General features: G+C 72.7%; 13 protein-coding genes and 1 tRNA gene. 9 read left to right on the top strand and 5 right to left on the bottom strand.

What is annotated here, in order from left to right:
- Positions 1 to 177 precede the first annotated feature (177 nt).
- Together Pme01_RS23690 and Pme01_RS23685 are read left to right on the top strand one after the other, a co-directional pair.
- Positions 178 to 1,179 (top strand): glycine betaine ABC transporter substrate-binding protein, encoded by a 1,002-nt coding sequence (locus tag Pme01_RS23690; protein ID WP_239088417.1) that lies wholly within the window; start codon positions 178 to 180, stop codon positions 1,177 to 1,179.
- 136 nt (positions 1,180 to 1,315) lie between these two features.
- Complete coding sequence (locus tag Pme01_RS23685; RefSeq protein ID WP_168115268.1) at positions 1,316 to 2,692, top strand: hypothetical protein; 1,377 nt, start codon at positions 1,316 to 1,318, stop codon at positions 2,690 to 2,692.
- Here Pme01_RS23685 and Pme01_RS23680 read toward each other — a convergent pair whose 3' ends face one another.
- The 3 genes from Pme01_RS23680 to Pme01_RS23670 all read right to left on the bottom strand — a co-directional run bounded on the left by Pme01_RS23680 (position 2,693) and on the right by Pme01_RS23670 (position 6,112).
- Entirely contained in the window at positions 2,693 to 3,778 is a 1,086-nt protein-coding gene (locus Pme01_RS23680) for an NADH-quinone oxidoreductase subunit D (protein WP_168115308.1), read from the bottom strand. It lies immediately after the preceding gene.
- A gap of 80 nt (positions 3,779 to 3,858) precedes the next feature.
- Entirely contained in the window at positions 3,859 to 4,836 is a 978-nt protein-coding gene (locus Pme01_RS23675) for an SAM-dependent methyltransferase (RefSeq protein WP_168115309.1), read from the bottom strand.
- Between the two features lie 34 nt (positions 4,837 to 4,870).
- A complete protein-coding gene (locus Pme01_RS23670) occupies positions 4,871 to 6,112 on the bottom strand; it encodes an alanine racemase (protein WP_373315516.1) in 1,242 nt (413 codons plus the stop codon).
- A 288-nt stretch (positions 6,113 to 6,400) separates the two neighbouring features.
- Here Pme01_RS23670 and tmk point away from each other — a divergent pair, with 288 nt between their 5' ends.
- The 6 genes from tmk (at position 6,401) to Pme01_RS23640 (ending at position 12,047) form a co-directional block, all read left to right on the top strand.
- Positions 6,401 to 8,578: a dTMP kinase gene (tmk, locus tag Pme01_RS23665; RefSeq protein ID WP_240947959.1), complete on the top strand. Its 2,178-nt coding sequence runs from the start codon at positions 6,401 to 6,403 to the stop codon at positions 8,576 to 8,578.
- Positions 8,575 to 9,768 carry a DNA polymerase III subunit delta' gene (locus Pme01_RS23660; protein ID WP_168115271.1) on the top strand — a complete coding sequence of 398 codons (1,194 nt, stop codon included), beginning with the start codon at positions 8,575 to 8,577 and terminating at the stop codon, positions 9,766 to 9,768. Before tmk ends, Pme01_RS23660 begins: the two co-directional genes overlap by 4 nt.
- A gap of 121 nt (positions 9,769 to 9,889) precedes the next feature.
- Entirely contained in the window at positions 9,890 to 10,204 is a 315-nt protein-coding gene (locus Pme01_RS23655) for a YbaB/EbfC family nucleoid-associated protein (protein WP_168115272.1), read from the top strand.
- Positions 10,205 to 10,212: 8 nt separating this feature from the next.
- The gene (locus Pme01_RS23650; protein WP_168115273.1) at positions 10,213 to 10,515 is read left to right on the top strand and encodes a hypothetical protein; all 303 of its coding nucleotides are present in this window, start codon (positions 10,213 to 10,215) and stop codon (positions 10,513 to 10,515) included.
- The gene (locus Pme01_RS23645; protein WP_168115274.1) at positions 10,512 to 11,168 is read left to right on the top strand and encodes a hypothetical protein; all 657 of its coding nucleotides are present in this window, start codon (positions 10,512 to 10,514) and stop codon (positions 11,166 to 11,168) included. The genes Pme01_RS23650 and Pme01_RS23645 overlap by 4 nt, the downstream gene beginning before the upstream one ends.
- 45 nt (positions 11,169 to 11,213) lie before the next feature.
- Positions 11,214 to 12,047, top strand: a complete 834-nt coding sequence (locus tag Pme01_RS23640) for a PSP1 domain-containing protein (RefSeq protein ID WP_168115275.1) — start codon at positions 11,214 to 11,216, stop codon at positions 12,045 to 12,047.
- Between the two features lie 13 nt (positions 12,048 to 12,060).
- On the opposite strand, the gene Pme01_RS23635 is transcribed toward Pme01_RS23640, so the two are convergent.
- The gene (locus tag Pme01_RS23635; RefSeq protein WP_308441109.1) at positions 12,061 to 13,848 is read right to left on the bottom strand and encodes a metallophosphoesterase family protein; all 1,788 of its coding nucleotides are present in this window, start codon (positions 13,846 to 13,848) and stop codon (positions 12,061 to 12,063) included.
- A 100-nt stretch (positions 13,849 to 13,948) separates the two neighbouring features.
- On the opposite strand from Pme01_RS23635, the gene Pme01_RS23630 reads away from it, so the two are divergent.
- Positions 13,949 to 14,024, top strand: a tRNA-Thr gene (locus Pme01_RS23630).
- A 213-nt stretch (positions 14,025 to 14,237) separates the two neighbouring features.
- On the opposite strand, the gene Pme01_RS23625 is transcribed toward Pme01_RS23630, so the two are convergent.
- Positions 14,238 to 14,492 carry a hypothetical protein gene (locus tag Pme01_RS23625; protein ID WP_168115276.1) on the bottom strand — a complete coding sequence of 85 codons (255 nt, stop codon included), beginning with the start codon at positions 14,490 to 14,492 and terminating at the stop codon, positions 14,238 to 14,240.
- Between the last annotated feature and the right edge of the window lie 276 nt (positions 14,493 to 14,768).

Genomic DNA, 14,768 nt, shown 5'->3' with positions numbered 1-14,768 from the left:
TGTGACAGTGTCGTTGCCGAAGTGTTAGGTGGCGAACGCCACGTATCGGACTTTTTTGCTTGCCGCCACGGCCGGCAGAGGGTTTTGTTGGTCGAGCGGGCGGCTTGTCGATCTTCCGCCCGTCGGACACGCGGCCGGCCTGAATGGTCGAGCCGGGACACGGAAGGCGGGCTCATCATGCGTATCGTCATGCGCGCCGCGGTGATCGCTGCGGTCGGCCTGGCCTCGGCCGGCCTCGTCACAGGCTGCGGCAAGGCCGGACAGTCGGGCACCACCGCGGCCAAGGATGTACAGGGTGCCGGCTGCGCCCCCGTCGCCGGGCAGCAGTTGGTCCTGCTCACCGACGACAAGAAACTTCAGGCAGCCGACAACGTGATCCCGGCGATCAACGCCAAGGTCGCCGACCCCGCGCTGGTCGCCGCGCTGGACAAGGTGTCGTCTGCGGTCGGCGGCAAGGATCTGATCTCGCTCAACAAGGCCACCAACGTCGACCGCAAGACCCCGAAGGTCGCGGCCGAGGAGTTCGCGGCGAGCGTCAAGCTCACCGACGGCCTGGCCAAGGGCCCGGGCGGCAAGATCACCGTCGGCGTGGCGGACTTCAACGAGAACCAGACGCTCGGCGAGCTGTACCGCATCGCCCTCGGGGCGGCCGGCTACCAGGCCACCGTGCAGCAGATCGGAAATCGGGAACTGTACGAGCCCGCCCTGGAGAAGGGCGAGATCCAGGTCGTGCCCGAGTACGTCAGCACGCTGACCGAGTTCCTCAACAAGAAGCTCAACGGGGCGTCGGCGGCGCCGCTGTCGAGCAGCGACCTGGACAAGACGGTTGCCGCGCTGACCGATCTCGGGACCAGGGCCGGGCTGAAGTTCGGCAGGCCGTCGCAGGCGACCGACCAGAATGCGTTCGCCGTCACCAAGGCGTTCGCCGACAAGTACAAGGTCGGCACCCTGTCCGAGTTCGGCTCCAAGTGCTCCGGGAAGGCGACGATCCTGGGCGGCCCCAACGAGTGCAAGGAGCGGCCGTTCTGCAAGCCCGGGCTGGAGCAGACCTACGGGATCCAGTTCGGCCAGTTCGCCAGCTTCGACGCGGGTGGGCCGCAGACCAAGAACGCGCTGACCACCGGCGCCGCCTCGATCGGCCTGGTGTTCTCGTCGGACGCCGCGTTTGCCACGAGTTGACCGGGTCTGACGCGAATCATTGATGGCGGTGGGCGCGGATCGGCGCAGGTAGGCCGGTTCGCGCCCCCGGTCGTCACCTTCCGTGATCAGTTCGGACCATTTCGCGGTGCCGAACTCTTGAGTAAGGTCTACAGCCATGCCGGCTGCGGACACCCAGCAAAGACAAGCCGGGCTTCCCCTGGTCCCGGGCCTGTTGTGGTCCGGCGTCGGGTTGGCCCCGGTCGCCGCGCTGCTTGTCCTCTTCGGTGGGGACCGCACCGGGCTCATTCGGCTCGCCGTGCTCCTCGCCGTGGTGGCGATGGCGCTGATCGGCGTGTCGTTCGCGCTGCGGCGGGACCCGGACACGATGCGCGACCAGATCGAGGACATGGTCTTCCAGGAGTTGGACGTCCTCCGCGACGACATGCGCGAGGACATCACGACCGCGGCCCGCGCCACGCACAAGGCCTTCGGTGAGCGGGTCGTCTCCCTCCAGGAGTCCGTCGAGTCACTGCGCGGCGAGTTCGAAAATCTTCGGGTACGGGTGGAGCGCGGCGGTGCGCCGTCGCAGTCCATCCCGGCCCCGGGTACGGCCGCGCCGGTGCCGCCGTCGCCGGTGGTCCCCGGGCCGGGCGTGGTCGGACCGCACGGGGTGGTCCGGCACACCGAGACCGTGAAGGTCACCACCCGGCAGACCATCGTCGACCAGAACGACCGCGCCTCCACGACCGGCACGGTGTACGGCGGCGGCCGGGCAGGCGGGCCGCCGGTCGTGCCGACCCAGCGGCGTTCCGAGCACGGCGGCCCCCCGCCGCGCGGCGGCGAACGCCACGACGAGCCGCGCTACGGCGACGTGGGCTACGGCGAGACCCGGTACGGCGAGGACCGGTCGGGAGAGCAACCGTGGTCCGGTGACGTCCGGGACGGTCGCCGGCGCGCCCAGCGGCCGGAGGAGGAGCACTCCGGCCGGATCACCGGAGTGCAGGCCGGCGATCGGTGGGCCAGTGTCCGCAGCGACGACCGCGGTCACGAGATGAGGATGGGCGAACGGCGGACCGCGATGCACGCCGACGGGTCAGGCACCGAAGTGCGGATCGAGGATCGGTGGGCGGCCGTCCGGCGCGACGAGAGCCGTGGGCGGGACGCGCGCCGGCAGCCCGAGCAGTCGTGGGACCACGGCCGCGGCGCCGAGTGGGGCCGGGAGCCGCACCACGAGCGCCAGGCGCGACCCGAGGAGTCCTGGTCGGATCCGCGCTACGGGCAGGCCCGCGGCGACGACCGCGGGAACTGGAGCGAGCCGCGCCGGGACCGGCCGGGTCCGCAGCCGGCGCTGCCCGCCGTGCCGTCCGAGCCGAGCGCCTCGGCCTGGATGCAGGACTGGGAGGCGCAGGCCGAGTCGGCGCACCAACAGCAGCGGCACGGCGGCGACGCCGGGTACGGCGGCTGGAACGGCCGGGACGAGGACCCGGCACCGGCCCGCTCGCCCCGGGCCCGCGCCGCCGGGTACGACACCGGCCAGGAGCGCTGGCGCTAGCTACTTGTCGATGTCGCCGACGACGAAGAACATCGAGCCCAGGATCGCGATCAGGTCCGGGACCAGGGTTCCGGGCAGCAGCGTGGTCAGCGCCTGCACGTTGGCGTACGAGGCGGTGCGCAGCTTCATTCGCCACGGCGTCCGGTCACCCCGGGACACCAGGTAGTACCCGTTGATCCCCAGCGGGTTCTCGGTCCACGCGTATGTGTGGCCCTCCGGTGCCTTGACGACCTTGGGCAGCCGGACGTTGACCGGGCCGCTGATCTGGTCGACCCGGTCCAGGCAGGCCTGCGCCAGGTCCAGCGACACGTACACCTGATCGAGCATGCACTCGAACCGGGCGTGGCAGTCCCCGGTGGTACGGGTGACGACGGGTACGTCGAGCTCCCCGTACGCCAGGTAGGGCTCGTCGCGGCGCAGGTCGAAGTCGAGGCCGCTGGCCCGGGCGACCGGCCCGGAGGCGCCGAACGCGGCGGCCTCCGCAGGCGTAAGCACCCCGACCCCGCGGGTACGGGCCATGAAGATCTCGTTGCGCCGGATGATGTTGTCCAGGTCCGGCATCCGCCGCCGCACCTCGTCGATGGCGAGCCGGGCGCGCTTGGTCCAGCCGGCCGGTACCTCCTCCTTGAGGCCGCCGACCCGGTTGAACATGTAGTGCATCCGGCCGCCGGAGGCCTCCTCCATGACCGCCTGCAGCGTCTCGCGCTCGCGGAACGCGTAGAACATCGGCGTGATCGCGCCGATCTCCAGCGGGTACGAGCCGAGGAACATCAGGTGGTTGAGCACCCGGTTGAGCTCGGCGAGCGCGGTGCGCAGCCAGACCGCGCGCTCAGGCACCTCCAGCCCCATCAGCCGTTCGACGGCCAGGACCACGCCGAGTTCGTTGTTGAAGGCCGACAGCCAGTCGTGCCGGTTGGCCAGCACGATGATCTGGCGGTAGTCGCGCGCCTCGAACAGCTTCTCCGCGCCGCGGTGCATGTACCCGACGATCGGCTCGCAGGAGACCACCCGCTCGCCGTCGAGGACGAGCTTGAGTCGGAGCACGCCGTGGGTCGACGGGTGCTGGGGGCCGATGTTGAGCACCATGTCGCTGGTCTCGAGACCAGCACCGGTGCCGATGGTCAGCTCGCGCGTCACGCCTTGAATCGTCCCATGCCGCGTCCGGGTCAGGGAATCAACGCCTCCAGACCCAGCCCGACCGGCTGCCACAGCCAGTAGTGCCCGCCCAGGCCGGCCGGGTCGGTGAGCTCGGCACCGACGCTGGCCTGGGCGAGGGCCCGCAGGTAGCGCTGCGGATCGCGGTGGGCCAGCTCCAGCGGCGGCCGCCCGCCGCCCACGCCGAGGGAGCGCAGCGACTCGCGCTGGCTGGTCAACCACGCCGGCTCGCCCGCCACGGCGGTACCCGCCGCCGCGCACGCGTCGATGGCGACGTGGGCCGTGAGGTCGCGGGTGCCGTCGGGTACCGGCAGCACCTGCCGGCCGTCGCGGAAGCCCGTGAGCGTGCCGAAGGCCGGCCGGCAGGTGCGAAGGTGGCCGTAGTCCACGGTGAGGGCGAGACCACGGGTCACCGCCGCCACCGCGTCCGCCCAGGCGGCGTCGCGGGGAGCGCCGATCTCGGCCCTGGTCGCCGGCGGGGCCTCCTCGACCGGCCACCACCTGGCCAGCCACGCCGTGTCGGCCGGCTCGACCGGCGGCCCCAGCCGCTCCTCGCCGGCGTCGTCGACGAGCACGTACCGCACCGCGCCGACGTCGTCGACCTCGACGAGGTCGAGCGGCTCGTTGTCCAGCCACTCGGTGGCGATCAACACCCCGACCAGGTCGCCGGGGATCGTCGAGGTCCAGCCGATCTCGGGGGCCAGCTCGGCGGGGCGCGGCGCCAGTTCGACCACGACCGGGCGTACCCGGGCCGCGACGTCGCCGGGGAGCGCGGCCAGTACGGCGCTCCACAGCTCACCCCGGCCGCCGCCGACGTCCACGAGGTCGAGCCGGTCGGGCCGGCCGAGCGCCGCGTCGACGCGGCCGACCAGGGTGGCGACCGCCTCGGCGAAGACCGGCGAGGCGTGCGCACTGGTCCGGAAATGGCCGGCCGGACCGGGGCCGGGGCCGGTGAAGAAGCCCTCCGGCCCGTACAGGCTCCGCCGCATCGCCTCGCGCCATCGCACCCGATCACCGTACGGGCTACCCCAGGAACGACCTGGCCTCGCCCCGGTAGGTCGGTACGGTCTCCGCGATCGTGTCGCCGGTCACCAGGTGCAGCGCGTCGACGTGCTCGCACAGCTCGCCGGCCTTGGCGTGGCGGAACCAGACCCGCTCACCCACCGCGAGGCCGGACGCGCCCGGCCCGACCAGCGGTGTCTGCACCTCTCCGGCGCCCTCGGTGGCGAGCAGTCGCAGTCCGGCGGGCAGCCAGGGGGTCGGCAGCCGGCTCGCGTGCGCCTCGCCGGACGCTGTCCAGCCACCGCCGAGCACGGTTGCCGTCCCCGGCGTGGGCTTGCGTACGACCGGCAGCGCGAAGAACGCCGCCGGCACCGGCCGCCAGGCACGGTACGCGTCGAACAGGGTCGGCCCGTACAGCCCCGACCCGGCGGTCACCTCGGTCACGGCCGGGTCGGCGGCGGTCGCGGCCACGCTCCCGGTACCCCCGCCGTTGACGAACTCGAGGTCGGCGTGCGCGGCGACCTCGGCCACCGCGGCGGCCCGGCGGGCCAGCAGTTCGGGCCCGGAGCGCGCCTGGATCGCCCGGATCAGGGCGCCGCGTACCGGCCGGCCGGGCGGCGCGTCGCCGAGGCCGGCGATCTGCGCCTCGTAACACATCACCCCGACCAGCCGGAAGCCGCGCCGGGCGGCGATCGCCGCAGCCAGGGCGCCGGCCGCCGCCGGGGAGTGGATCGGAGAACGGCGGACGCCGACGTGCGTACCGGGGAGCGGGCGCCAGGAGGCGTCCAGGTCGATACAGACGCGCAGGGTCTCGCGGTGCCCGGGCGGCGCGACCGCGTCGACGAGGTCGAGTTGCGTGATCTCGTCGATCATGAGCGTGACGGCGGCCGCGGCGGCCGGGTCCGCGGCGAGTTTCGCGATCGCGCCCCGGTCGACCGTCGGGTACGCGACCAGGACGTCGTCGGTGATCTCCGTCTCGACCAGCCAGAGCGCCTCGGCCAGGGTGTACGCCATGACGCCGGCCCAGCCGTCCCGGCCCAGTACGCGCCGCAGCAGGTCCCGGCAGCGCACCGACTTGCTCGCCACCCGCAGCGGTTTCCCGGTGGCGCGGTGGTGGAGCGCGGCCGCGTTGGCGTCGAAGGCGGCCAGGTCGACGATGGCCAACGGCGGGTCGAGGTGGGCGGTGGCGGCGTCGTACCGTGTCCGCAGGGCCCGCCGGTCGGGCACGGCGGAACCGGCAACGGGGACGGGTGCGGCGGGCACGGGAAGAACGGTAGTCGCTGATCGACCAACCCGAAACACCATCGGGGACGGCGCCTGCGGTCTCGATGTAGACAACGACACGGGGCGACGGGCAGTCGCAAATCGGTAGCGCGGCTACAGTGACCTTTGAGTAGCCACCCGGCGGGGGTGGCCGCGTGCGGAGGTGCGCCGATCAGTACCGAAGATCCGGCCGGCAGCGGCCGGCAGCCGACCGCGTCGCCGACGTCCCCTCAGGCTGGGATGGCCGGTCGGACCTCGCCTGCCGCTAGTCAGGTCGACTTGTCCGGTATGGCGGAGCTGAAGGCCATCCTGCGGATCCGCCCGTTCCGCCGGCTATGGGCGGTGCTCGGGCTCTCCTCGCTGGGTGACTGGCTGGGCCTGCTCGCCGCCTCCACCTTCGCCGCCGGCCACGTCAGCGGCTCGGCCGCCAAGGGCGCCGCGTTCAGCACCCTCATCGCGGTGCGCCTGCTGCCCGCCCTGGTTCTCGGCCCGCTCGCGGGCGTGCTCGCCGACCGGTTCGACCGCCGGTACACGATGGTCGTCTGCGACCTGATCCGGTTCGTCTTCTTCGCCTCCATCCCGGCGGCCGGCCTCGTCACCCACGACGCGAAGCTGATCGTCGGGTGGGCGGCGATCGCCACGTTCGTCATCGAGACGGCCGCGATGCTGTGGGTGCCGGCCAAGGAGGCCTCGGTACCGAACCTGCTGCCCCGGGCCCGGCTCGAGGCGGCCAACCAGCTCACGCTCGCCACCACGTACGGGCTGACGCCGGTCGCGGCCGGTCTCGTGCTGGCCGGCATCACCACCGGTCTCACCTCGTTCTACGCCTCGATCGGCCATACCTGGGTCGCGCCCACCGACATCGCGCTGTACTTCAACGCGCTGACCTTCCTCGCCACCGCGCTGACCGTGCTGCTGGGCATCAAGGAGATCAGCGGCCGCAGCGCCCGGACGGCCGAGCGCAAGCCCGGGATGTTCCGGGAGTTCATCGACGGCTGGTCGTTCGTCGGCAAGACCCCGCTCGTCCGCGGTCTGGTGCTCGGCATCCTCGGCGCCTTCGCCGGCGGCGGTGTCGTGGTCGGCAGCGGCCAGGCGTACGCGGTGTCCCTCGGCGGCGGCAACTCCACCTTCTTCATCCTCTTCGCGATGCTCTTCGTCGGCCTCGGAGTCGGGATCGTGGCCGGCCCCCGGCTCGTCGGCGGGCTGTCCCGGCGGCGCATGTTCGGCGTGTCGATCGTGCTGGCCGCCGGCTCCGTGGGCCTGCTCGCCGTCGCACCGCACCTGACCGTCGCCGTGGTCGGCACCCTCCTGGTCGGGGTGGGCGCAGGCATGGCGTTCCTGTCGGGCACCACGCTGATGGGCGGCGAGGTCGACGACGAGGTGCGCGGGCGGGCGTTCGCGGTGGTCCAGACCGGCACCCGGGTCGTCCTGATGCTCGCGGTCACGGTCTCCGGCCTGATCGTCGGCGCCGGCGGGTCGAGGCAACTGGCCCTGCCCGGCGGCGCCATCCAGATCTCCACCACCCGACTGTTGCTGGCCGCGGCCGGCGTCTTCGGGGTCGTCGCCGGCCTGACCGCACTGCGGCAGATGGACGACAAGCCGGGCGTACCGCTGCTCGCCGACATCCTCGGCTCCATGCGCGGCCGGCCGCTCAGCCCGGCCGAGCCCAAGCCTCGGCGCGGCCTGTTCATCGTCTTCGAGGGAGGCGAGGGGGCCGGCAAGTCGACCCAGGTGCGCCGCCTCGCCGAACTGCTGCGCGCGCAGGGCCGGGACGTGGTGGTCACCCGCGAGCCCGGCGCGACCGAGATCGGCGAGCGGATCCGCGGCCTGCTGCTGCACGACCGGCCCGCCGCCGCCACGCTCACCCCGCGGGCGGAGGCGCTGCTGTACGCCGCCGACCGGGCCCACCACGTGGCCGCCCTGGTACGCCCGGCGCTCGCGCGGGGCGCGGTGGTCATCTCCGACCGGTACGTCGACTCGTCGCTGGCCTACCAGGGTGCGGGTCGGACGCTGCCGGTGGACGAGGTGCAGTGGCTGTCGTCCTGGGCCACCGGTGGGCTCAAGCCCGACCTGACCGTGCTGCTCGACGTCGAGCCGGAGGTGGGCCTGGCCCGGGTGGGCGCGCGCGGTGCCGGCGCGGACCGGCTGGAGAGCGAGTCGGACGCGTTCCACGAGCGGGTCCGGTACGCCTTCCTCGACCTCGCCGCGGCCGACACCGGCCGGTACCTGGTGCTCGACGCCGGCCGTCCGGCCCAGTCGATCGCGACCGAGGTCGCCGAGCGGGTCGGCGAACTGCTTCCGCCCGAGCCGGCCGAGGGCGAGCCGGCGGAGGGTGAGCGGGCCGAGGGCGAGCGGGTTGACGGTGAGCCGGTCACGACCGAGTTGGCCGAGCTGACGGGCTCCAGCGACGGCCTCGCCGCACCGGCCGACGACCCGACCCAGCCGCTGAAGGGCCGGTCGGTGTGACCGTTCCCGCCGTCTTCGACACTCTGGTGGGCCAGGACGAGGCGGTCACCACCCTGGCGCGGGCGGCCGCCGCCGCGGGGTCGCTGGTCGCCGGTACCCCCGTCGACGGGGCCGCGATGACCCACGCCTGGCTGTTCACCGGGCCGCCCGGCTCGGGGCGCTCGGTGGCGGCCCGCGCGTTCGCCGCGGCGCTCCAGTGCCCGGACGGTGGGTGCGGCACCTGCCAGGCCTGCCACACCACGCTCGGCGGCACCCACGCGGACGTGCGGTTCGTGGTACCCGATGGGCTGACCATCAAGGTCGACGAGATGCGGGAACTGGTACTGCGGGCGGCCGGCGCACCCAGCCAGGGCCGCTGGCAGATCGTGCTGATCGAGGACGCCGACCGGCTCAGCGAGAAGGCCAGCAACGCGCTGCTCAAGGCGGTCGAGGAGCCGACGCCGCGTACCGTCTTCCTACTCTGTACGCCGTCCACGCACCCCGACGACATCTCGGTGACGATCCGCTCCCGGTGCCGGGTGGTCACGCTGCGCCAGCCCCCGGCCGAGGCGGTCGCCGCGGTGCTGCGCCGGCGTGACGGTACCGACGACGCGACGGCGGCCTGGGCGGCGGCCGCGGCCCAGGGGCACGTCGGCCGCGCCCGGCGGCTGGCCAGCGACCCGCAGGCGCGGTCGCGCCGCGAGGCCGTACTCGCCGTGCCGCGCCGGCTGACCGGCGTCGGCGCCTGCTTCGACGCGGCCAACGCGCTGATCGAGGCCGCCGAGGCGGAGGCGGCGGCTGCCGTGTCCGAGGTGGACAGCTCCGAGCGGACCGCGCTGGAGACCGCGCTCGGCGCGGGCGGCACGGGCAGGGGAGCGGCGGGAGCCGCGCGCGGCGTGGCCGGGCAGTTGAAGGACCTGGAGAAGCGGCAGAAGCTGCGGGCGACCCGGTCGCAGCGGGACGCGCTCGACCGGGCACTGGTCGACCTGGCCGGCTTCTACCGGGACGTGCTGGCCCGTTCCTTCGAGGCTCCGATCGCGCCGGTCCACGCCGACACCGCCGAACTGGCCGAGGCGGCGGCGCAGCGGTGGAGCCCGGAGAGCACGCTGCGCCGGCTGGAGGCCGTACTCGCCTGCCGGACCGCGATCGAGACCAACGTCAAGCCGCGCATCGCCGTGGAGGCGATGATGCTCGAACTGTGGCGCGGTTGAGCCCACCCACCACCTGAACCGCGCCTCACCCAATCGCGCAGGAGAGTTATCCACAGACGGCAATTTGTCATTCCCCGGTTACCGCGCGGTGCCGTAAGTTCCCGCACGGGAGGGCTGCCGAATGGGTCGGGAGATCGACGAAGCGTGGATCGACGAGGCGGTCGAGCGCTACCAGCGCATCGAGGCGCGGCTCGCCGAGCTTGACCGGGCGGCCCGGGGCGTCGAAGTGACCGTCCGCTCGCCCGACGGCCTGGTCGAGGTGGTCGTGACCGCCGACGGCACCGTCCGCGACGTGCGGATCCAGGGCAAGGCGTGTACCGACGCGGAGCTGTCGCGAGCCGTCCGGGACGCGGTCGTCGCGGCCGCCGACGCCGCCGCCTGGGCACGCCAGAAGCTGCACGCCGAGACGTTTGGCGAATACCGGCCGCTCACCTAGGAGGGAAGATGGCGCTGGGTGACATCGCCGCTCGTCTGAGTGCGGCGGGAACCGAGACGACCGCCGTGGCGGCGGCGTTGCCAGGGCACGAGCTGGACGCCGGGGTGTTCGGCGTGGCGACCGCCGGCCGCCTGGGGTCACTCGGCCGGCGGCTGCACCGCGACTACGCGGTGGCCCTCGACGCCCGCGCGCGGGAGGCGGCGGGGCACGGCGCGCGGCTGTCCACCCTGGCCGACGCCGTCAACCGGGCCGCCTCCGGCTACGCCGCGGCCGACGACGCCGCCTGGGTGCGGCAGCGGGAGACCCGGTGAGCGACGCGCTCGACCGTCTCAACTCACCAGGGGCCGACCTGCTCGGGCGGGTCGACGCCGTCCTGACGGCGCAGGGGCTGCCCGCCGACCATCCGGCCACCGAACTGCTGCGGCGGCTGGGCGCACTGCCGTCCGACCTGTTGGAGGCGGTCTCCACCTGGCGCTCGGACCCGTTGCGCGATACCGCCGCCGACCTCCACCGCACCGCCGAGGCGTACGAGCAGCAGCGCGACCAACTCGGCACGCCGACCGGGTGGGAGGGCGCCGCCGGCGCGGGGTTCGAAGCCCAGCGGCAGAGCGTGGTCCGGTTCCTGGGAGAGACCGGCGACCCCGACGAGACGAGCCTGCTCGGCCGGTTGCGGGCCACCGCGGCGTACCTCGAGGACGTGGCCGAGTGGCTGGACCGGTCACGGCGCGCAATGGCGCGCGCCGTCGCCGACGCCCTCGGCTCGGCAGAGGCGGTACGGCTGCACACGAGTGGCGACGCCGTCGCCGCGGCGACCCTGGCCGCCCGGATCCTGACCGCTGCGGCCGAGGTGGACTCGTGCGGGTCGGCGGTCGTCCAGCGGTGGGCGGGCCGGCTCGACGAGGTGCCCTACCGGCCACCCGCGCCCACCGCGTCCCCGGCCGTCCAGGCTCGACTGCCCCTGTAGACCGTGCCGTTGGTCCGGGACGGACCGCGTCAGTATGGTGGGGCCATGGGCATGCTGTGCGCGGTGAGCTTCAACCGGTACGGCCGCCTGTACTACTTCGACCCCGCGGGCTTCTCGCCGCAGGTCGGTGACCGGGTGCTCGTCCCCACCGACGACGGCTCCGAGGTCGCCGAGTGCGTGTGGGCAGCTCAGTGGGTGTCCGAGGACACCGATGGATTCCCGAAGCTGGTCGGGCCGGCCGGCGACGAGGACCTGCGCCGCGACGAGCTGCTGCGCAAGCGCAAGGCCGAGGCCAAGGTGGCGGCCAAGAAGCTGATCCGCGAGCACGGGCTTCCGATGAAGGTGGTCGCCGTCGACCATGTCCTCGACCCGGGCGGTCAGGGTCCGCGTACGACTATCTACTTCACCGCACCGCACCGGGTCGACTTCCGGTCACTGGTACGCGACCTCGGTGCGACCCTGCACTGCCGGGTGGAGCTGCGCCAACTGTCGGCACGGGACTCCGCGCGGGTACAGGGTGGGATCGGCTCGTGCGGGCGCGACCTGTGCTGCGCGACGTTCCTGACCGATTTCGAGCCGGTCACCATCCGGATGGCCAAGGACCAGGACCTCCCGCTCAACCCGCTGCGCATCTCCGGGGCGTGCGGGCGGCTGATGTGCTGCCTGAAGTACGAGCACCCGCTGTACCAGCAGTTCCACGCCAGCGCGCCGCAGGTGGGCGCCCGGGTGTCCACGCCGGAGGGTGAAGGGCGGGTCGTCGGGCACAGCGTGCCCGGCGACTCGGTGGTCGTACGCCTGGACTCGGACGGCTCGCGCTGCTCGTGCAGCCGCGCCTCGGTGTGCGGCCCGCGTAAGGCGCACGACCAGCGCTACGGATGATCTCGCGGCCTCGTCAGCTCAGCCGGATCGGCTCCTCCGCGAGGCGGACGGTCAGCGGGCGGGTCGGCTCGATCCACGGCCGGTGCGCCGGCGCGTCCGGGGCCGCACTCCACCGGCGGCCGACCCGGTCGACCGCGATCGGATAGATCGTCAGCGTCCCGTCCCGGTCCAGGTGCAGCCGCAGGAACGACTTGTGGTCGACGATGCCCTGGGCCGCGAACAGTTCGTTGAAGTTGACGTCGAACAGGCTGGCCACCAGCAGGTATGCGGCCACGACCTGGCTGGCGAGCAGCCCGAGAATCGGCAGGTAGATCAGTACCGCGAGGATCGCCGGGTACGGCCACGGCAGATCGTCGACCGGCAGCTGCGACCAGGCCCACGTACCCAGGGCACCCAGTCCGATCTGCACCGCGCCGTGCAGCGCACCGAGGCCCCAGTGTTTCCAGCGCCTGGTTCCTGCCGTCGCTGGCATCGAGAATCCGATGGCGGCCCCCAGGATGACGAGGGCCATCACGGCGACCGGGACGGTGAACAGGTGGCGTTCCGGACCGGTGAGGCGCTGGGCCGCCCCGGCGAGCGCGAACATGAGCAGGAGCTGGACCGTCCCGAGCAGGCCGGCGAAGCCGGGGTTGCGCCAGGGCAGGCGGCCGAAGACCCCGGCGGCTAGCCACCGCGAACGGCTCTTCGACGGGTACGTCGCGGCCAGCCGGTACTCCTCGCTGGCGCTCTTCTTGCGCACGATGGTCGCCTTCGGTGGCACGTCGAGCCGTTCGGGCAGCCGGTGCGTGCCGTACAGGTAGGCGCCGCCGCCCCCGCACGTGATCAACTCGCGGTCGGCGTGGCTGTAACGCGCGTAGTGGTGCAGATCGCCGGAGAGCATCACGCGCACCTGCGCGCCGGTCGGGGCGATGACGGTACGGATGAAGTAGTCGACCGTGTCGTAGGCCTGCCGGTCGCGGGTGGCCTCGACCCAGGTCGGGTTGGGTGGGCACAGGATCACCCGATCGCCGGGGCGCAGCCCCTCGGCCGCCTGCCGGAAGTACCGCAGCTGGGGATCGTCGATGTACGCGTCCAGCTGCGCGTCGATCGCGAACAGCCACCACCGGTGTGGCAGCTCGATCGCGAAGTACGACCGGGTCTGGCGGGTCCGCCAGCCGCCCATCTCCCCCTGCCCCCTGGCGAACAGGCGGAGGAAGGCGGTCAATCCGTCGTACCAGTCGTGGTTGCCGGGCAGGGCGTACATGGTCGGCCGGTCGCCGTCGAGCGGGGGGCGGGGGAGCGCAGCCTCGTACGGGCCCTTGAACCGGTCCTCGTACTGCTGCCAGCTCGCCGTCGGGTAGACCTGGTCGCCGCCCATGACCAGCACCCGACCGCGGGGCAGCTCCTCCCCGTCGACCGTGAGCCGGGGTTGAGCCAGCAGGTACGCGACCGAGTAGGTCGCGTTGAAGCCGTCGCCCAGGTCGGCCACGTAGTCCAGCCACAGCTCGCCGTCGTCGGTACCGTCGGCGTGCTCGTCGAAGCAGGTGGACTGGAGCGCGTTCTGCAACTCGCGTTTGTCGAGGTAGGCGCCGAACAGGCCGGCCATGACGACCCGAACCGCGGTGCCCGCCAGCAGCACCGGGCTCAGCCAGGGCACCCCGCGGCGCGGCGTGAATCCGAGCTGCTCTGGCCGTATGGAGGTGGGGCGGGGGTGGGCATCGTCAACGGGTGGCAGCGGCGCCAGTTCGGGCTCGATCGGGCTCGGGTCACCGGGGTCGGCGGTGAGCTCCCCGGGGGCGCGGGGGGTCTTGTCGGGATCCACCCGCCGGACGTTACCGGGTCGATGACGGCGATCGATGGCCGGCGTGTCCCTAAACCCCTCGCACGTCCGCGCGATCCGTCGCGTACACTTGCGTACCGTTGCCGCCTTAGCTCAGTTGGCAGAGCGACGCACTCGTAATGCGTAGGTCGACAGTTCGATTCTGTCAGGCGGCTCCACCCGGAGGCCCAGGCCAGGACCCTGATCAGGGATCTTGACCTGGGCCTCTTTCATGATCGAACGGGCAGAAGCAGCCAACCGGGCAGCCATCACGCCTCGTCCCACAGCGCGCCCTCGATCCGGTCGGCGGCGTCCCGGGCGATCTCCGGAGCCACGTGGGCGTAGGTGTTGAGGGTGACGCTGATCTGCGAGTGACCCAGGATCTCGGCGTGTCACCACAGCTCATCGAGGGCTGCGATCTGCTTCCGGAGGGTTCGGGCGTCCGTCGGCGGCAGGACGGCAACGGCGACGTCCAGGATCCAGCGCAGTTCCGGCGGATTCGGACAGCACTCCATCACCCCACAGCCGGCAGTCGGGTCCCACAAACGATGCCAGGGGTGGCGCACGAACCATGACCAAGTCCGCAGTGCATCGAACACGGCCTGGTTCCAGAGGCGGGTACGTTCGAGGTAGGCGATCGCTTTCAAGCCGCGGGCCGAGAGCCCGGAGATGACAGAGGTCGACCCGTCAAGCGGTCGGCGGTAGATGGAGTCGGCACGCAGTTGTGCGGGGCGCCTACGCGGCATTGCCCTTTCGTGGAGTCGACATGCCGATCATCGTTGCACGCATGCGTTCGGCTCACCTGTCTAAACCGTGTGCGGCCGGGCTACAGCCAGATATGGCCGTCGGCGTCCTCGTGCGCGGACGCCACCGCAGCATCGTGGTGGCGACCTGACGGCGTACGCCGTTGCCACGGCCGTCGT

Origin of the sequence: Planosporangium mesophilum, from assembly GCF_016863255.1 — a bacterium.
Classification (GTDB): Bacteria; Actinomycetota; Actinomycetes; order Mycobacteriales; family Micromonosporaceae; genus Planosporangium; species Planosporangium mesophilum.
The sequence above is the reverse complement of the archived record's forward strand: the minus strand, read 5'-3'. Positions and strand labels throughout refer to the sequence as shown.

Bases quoted from the DNA above. Each gene is read 5' to 3' on its own strand.
- Pme01_RS23690 (WP_239088417.1), top strand. From the start codon at position 178: ATGCGTATCGTCATGCGCGCCGCGGTGATCGCTGCGGTCGGCCTGGCC.
- Pme01_RS23685 (WP_168115268.1), top strand. From the start codon at position 1,316: ATGCCGGCTGCGGACACCCAGCAAAGACAAGCCGGGCTTCCCCTGGTC.
- Pme01_RS23680 (WP_168115308.1), bottom strand. From the start codon at position 3,778: ATGGTGCTCAACATCGGCCCCCAGCACCCGTCGACCCACGGCGTGCTC.
- Pme01_RS23675 (WP_168115309.1), bottom strand. From the start codon at position 4,836: ATGCGGCGGAGCCTGTACGGGCCGGAGGGCTTCTTCACCGGCCCCGGC.
- tmk (WP_240947959.1), top strand. From the start codon at position 6,401: ATGGCGGAGCTGAAGGCCATCCTGCGGATCCGCCCGTTCCGCCGGCTA.
- Pme01_RS23655 (WP_168115272.1), top strand. From the start codon at position 9,890: ATGGGTCGGGAGATCGACGAAGCGTGGATCGACGAGGCGGTCGAGCGC.
- Pme01_RS23650 (WP_168115273.1), top strand. From the start codon at position 10,213: ATGGCGCTGGGTGACATCGCCGCTCGTCTGAGTGCGGCGGGAACCGAG.
- Pme01_RS23640 (WP_168115275.1), top strand. From the start codon at position 11,214: ATGGGCATGCTGTGCGCGGTGAGCTTCAACCGGTACGGCCGCCTGTAC.